General features: G+C 69.0%; 4 protein-coding genes. All 4 read right to left on the bottom strand.

The genetic code is table 11. The annotated features are described in order from the left end of the window. Nucleotides 1-120 precede the first annotated feature (120 nt). Complete coding sequence (locus tag QZY48_RS34175; RefSeq protein WP_295439174.1) at nucleotides 121-813, bottom strand: (5-formylfuran-3-yl)methyl phosphate synthase; 693 nt, start codon at nucleotides 811-813, stop codon at nucleotides 121-123. After that, nucleotides 810-1,376, bottom strand: coding sequence for a DUF447 domain-containing protein (locus QZY48_RS34180; RefSeq protein WP_295439176.1), 567 nt, complete (start codon nucleotides 1,374-1,376; stop codon nucleotides 810-812). The genes QZY48_RS34175 and QZY48_RS34180 overlap by 4 nt, the downstream gene beginning before the upstream one ends. A gap of 235 nt (nucleotides 1,377-1,611) precedes the next feature. Further along, nucleotides 1,612-3,006 carry a DUF6513 domain-containing protein gene (locus QZY48_RS34185; RefSeq protein WP_295439178.1) on the bottom strand — a complete coding sequence of 465 codons (1,395 nt, stop codon included), beginning with the start codon at nucleotides 3,004-3,006 and terminating at the stop codon, nucleotides 1,612-1,614. Next, nucleotides 3,003-3,536 carry a flavoprotein gene (locus QZY48_RS34190; protein WP_100923297.1) on the bottom strand — a complete coding sequence of 178 codons (534 nt, stop codon included), beginning with the start codon at nucleotides 3,534-3,536 and terminating at the stop codon, nucleotides 3,003-3,005. Before QZY48_RS34190 ends, QZY48_RS34185 begins: the two co-directional genes overlap by 4 nt. Between the last annotated feature and the right edge of the window lie 296 nt (nucleotides 3,537-3,832).

Here is a 3,832-nt window from a genome sequence, read left to right on the forward strand (position 1 = left end):
CCTACCGCGTAGGAGCGGCCCCCCGGCCGCGACGGATATCGCCCCAAGGTGGCCGGAGTAACGATCAATGCCTAAAGGCGCTGATCGACACATAGCTGACGGCTGACTGCTCGTCCCGGGCTAAAGGTCCCCCGGGGCGGCCGACGGGACAGCCCGTCGCACGGCGTCAAGCCGCTCCGGGTCGAGCCCGGCGGTGCGCCGGTCGGCATGACAGAGTGCGCCGCGGAATCCCAGATAATCGGGCCCCAGGGGCAGCAGGGCAGGGATGTCGGCAAGCCGCAGGGCCCCGGCGAGTCCGCACAGGAGACCCAGGGACCGCGCCTGGGCGACGAAGGCCCGCAGCACATCGGGACCCAAATGATCGAGCAGCCCACCGGCCGCCTTGTCCGCGGTATCGAGCATGACCCCGGCGCACCCGGCCGCGGCGAAGGGGCGCAGGTCGCGCAGGTCGGGGGCGCGGTCGGCAAACAGGACCACGACGATGGCGCAGGTCGGGGCCAGGTCGGCGATGGCCGGCAGGCAGGCGGCGCGGTGGTCGTCGGTGAAGAGGCCGACCTTCACATAGTCGACCCCGGTGGCGGCGGTGGCGCGGATCAGGTCGCGGGTCAGGTCGGCGTCCGCGGGCAGGTCGCCGATAGTGGCGCTGACCGGCCGGCGCCCGGCGACCTGGGTGACGATCGCGCGGATCTGCCCGCAGGGCAGGGCGCCCAGGGCCCCGCGCGCCGGGTCCTTGAGGTCGATGAGGTCGGCGCCGCCGCGCAGCGCCTGCTCGGCCTCGAGCGTGTCGGTCACACTGGCCAGCAGTCGGGTCATGGCAGGGCCCCGCCGGACTGATGGGCCGTCACCCGCTCCATCAGCCAGTCCCAGGCCTCCTGTTCCCGGGGGCCGGCGGTCTTCTGTATGGCGCTGCTGAGGTAACCAATGTCCCGGCTGACCTGCTCCTGCGGCAGCCGGTCGAGCCGGCTGACCAGGATCGCCAACTCCAGCACGGCCCCCTGGGCGCGGTTGAAGCCCTGGAAGGGGCCGTGGGTCTGCTCCAGGACCGGGCGGCAGAGCAGGCACGGGCGCTCCGGGTCATCTTCGAGCGTCTGCAGCTCCAGTTCGGTATGGGCCAGGGCGTCTGCCAGGCGCGGGGCGGGGACACGCTGGGCGTCGATCAGGGGCCAGTTGGCGCGCCCGGTCAGGCAGCCGGCGAAGATGCGCACGTCATCGGTGTAGTTGACCACCGCGCTGCGACCGGCGATCAGGAAGTCGAGCGTGGTGGAGGGCCGGAAGGGGGCGATGACAAGGTGCGGCCCCGCGCGGCGGATGCCCATGGGGGCGCAATGGGTGCGGCCGTCCGGGTGGCGGGTGGTGACGATGACTTCTTGGATCATGGTGAGGTCCTGATCGCGGTCCTAACGTGTGGCTATGGGTGTCGATGCCGACGCTCGGGGCTGGTGCCCGGCGTTCCCAGGGTCAGCGTTTACCCTGGAAAGAGCAGTTTGGCCGCAAATGAACGCTAAAGGACGCAAATAATCAAGGGCCTGGCCAGCGCCGCCCGCGCACCGGCGGTGTTTAGCATGGCCGCCACGCGCAGTTTTATTTGCGTATATTTGCGTTCATTTGCGGCTAATCATTCTTTCTTGGCTTACGGGTCGGCCCGACTGGATCGCAGTGCTCCAGATCCGTCGGCCCCGTCGGCAGCACGCAGCCCCAGCGCAGGGGTTGGTCCTGGACATAGCGCTTGCCGAGCTGGTGGGCGATCTGGGCGCGGGCCAGTTCCACGCCCAGATAAAAGGCGTGGCCGGCGTCCTCTTGCACCCCCAGGTGGGGGTAGAAGGCGAAGGGGTCGTCGAAGCTGTGCAGGCCGTCGCGGTTGAAGCAGTGGATGGCCTCGCTGCTGACCTGGATGCGGTAGTTGGGGTCGCGGATGGCGGCGGCCAGCTCGCGGATGTCGGCGAGGTCGGTCGGGAAGGGGTTGCGTTCGTGGATGGCGGTCAGGCCGCCGTCGATCTGTTTGGGCAGGCTGCCCTCCTGGCGTGCCCAGTGCATGATGCGGCGCGCCCGGTCGGCCTCGCGTACCGCGCTGCGGCAGTGGGCGCTGACCTGGGTGGTCAGGATGTTGCCGATCTCAAGCTCGGAGACCAGGCCCATGAGGATGGCGGTGATGCCGGTGGTGTCGGCCTCGGTGAGTTCGGTCAGGTTGCCCAGGCCCATCATGATCTGCGCCCCTGGGTAGGCCCGGCGCAGACTGTGATAGCGCACCAGCGAGTCGGCGAAACCGAAATGAATGGGGTCCAGGATGGGGTCGGCCAGGTAGGGCCGACCGCGCGCCTCCAGTTGCGCCATGGCCCGCTCCAGGGAGGGCAGGTCGCCGGGTTGGCTGGGCACCAGCACCGGGCAGGCGGCGACCTGGTCCGCGATCCAGAGGTTGTCCTCATTGAGGCTCAGCAGGAAATCCGCCCCGGCCCGGCCGCCGGCCAGGAGTTCCGTGGACTGCATGGAGTCCACGCTGACCCGATGGCCAGCCTCCTTCAGCGCGCGCACGCTCGCGCCCAGGTGCGCGAAGGGGGTGTCCGGCAGGCAGCCCAGGTCGATCACGTCGGCGCCGTCGGCGCGCAAGATGGCCGCACGCGCGAGGATCGCCGGGACGTCCAGACGCGGCGCATCGACGATCTCGGCGAAGATGCGGACGCTGTGGGCGCTGAGATCCGGCCGCCGGCCGGCGAGGCCGAAATAGCCGGGCAGGTCCATCAGTTCCTCGGGCCCGCGCTCGACCGGGATGCCGAAGTGCTCGGCGAGTGCCGCCAGGTCCCCGCGGCAGCGCCCGGGGATGATGATCCGGTCGGCCCCGGCGGTATCGTCGAGTCGCCGCCGGATCATGTCCGCGGTCATCAGGGCGGCGACCTTGACCCCGAGCTGGCGCACCGTCCAGGTGGTATCGCCCAGGTCCATCCCCTCCAGGACGCGCCGCAGGGGCCGCTCGGCGAGTTGGCCGGTCAGGAAGAGGAGGTGCCCGCTCATGGGGGCAGCGCCAGGGCGGCGGCCAAGGCAGCGACGCTGTCGACCACCGTCGTGTACTCGAAGCCGCGCAGGCGCTCGACATTCTCCAGGTCGATGCGGCGCGGATAGACCATGACCTGGCCGCCGGGGGCCTCGGTCTGCATGGCGGGCGCGGTGTCGCACGCAAAGACGATGCTCGGGACCCGACACTTGCCGGCCTGGGCGTAGATGTTGGTCACCAGGGTGTCGGAGATCCCGCAGACCATCTTGGCCACCGTGTTGGAGGTGGCGGGGGCGATCACCAGGCGTGAATAGATGCCCTGGTAGAAGCGCGCGACCGGGGGGGCGCTGGCGGCGCCGTCGCGGTAGCAGGTGATGCGTTCACGCAGGCGCTTGAGGTCGACGCCGTACATGACGAGCACCTCGGCCGCCGCACGGGTCAGAAAGAGGTCCACGTCGGTGCGCGACTCCACCAGCGCCAGGCATTCGCCAAGGAAATGGCCGGAGCCCGTGATGGCCCAGGCGAGTCGGGGGGTGGCGGGGTGCTGCATCGTGGGGCCTGGGGTGTTTGACCTAGTTAAAGAGGAGTTCTCTCACAGAGACACAAAGATCACAAAGATTTTCAGAGCGATAGGTCGGTCGCGGAGGACACCTGGGCGGTGATCGGCCCGACGCCTGCAATGATCGGTTTTTCTTTGTGTTCTTTGTGTCTTTGTGAGAGTAATTGCCGGACTTCGGTTTAAGGTGGAAGACGACCGAGGGGCGAGGATTTGAATACTCGCTCCCACGCGCCGGGTCACTACCGTTAAGTCAAGCCGCACCGCCTACTGGGAGCGCCGCACCCCAG

Source organism: uncultured Thiodictyon sp., from assembly GCF_903828115.1.
Lineage (GTDB): Bacteria > Pseudomonadota > Gammaproteobacteria > Chromatiales > Chromatiaceae > Thiodictyon.

Excerpts from the sequence above, each read along its gene's own strand:
- QZY48_RS34175 (WP_295439174.1), bottom strand. The coding sequence starts at position 813 with ATGACCCGACTGCTGGCCAGTGTGACCGACACGCTCGAGGCCGAGCAG.
- QZY48_RS34180 (WP_295439176.1), bottom strand. The coding sequence starts at position 1,376 with ATGATCCAAGAAGTCATCGTCACCACCCGCCACCCGGACGGCCGCACC.
- QZY48_RS34185 (WP_295439178.1), bottom strand. The coding sequence starts at position 3,006 with ATGAGCGGGCACCTCCTCTTCCTGACCGGCCAACTCGCCGAGCGGCCC.
- QZY48_RS34190 (WP_100923297.1), bottom strand. The coding sequence starts at position 3,536 with ATGCAGCACCCCGCCACCCCCCGACTCGCCTGGGCCATCACGGGCTCC.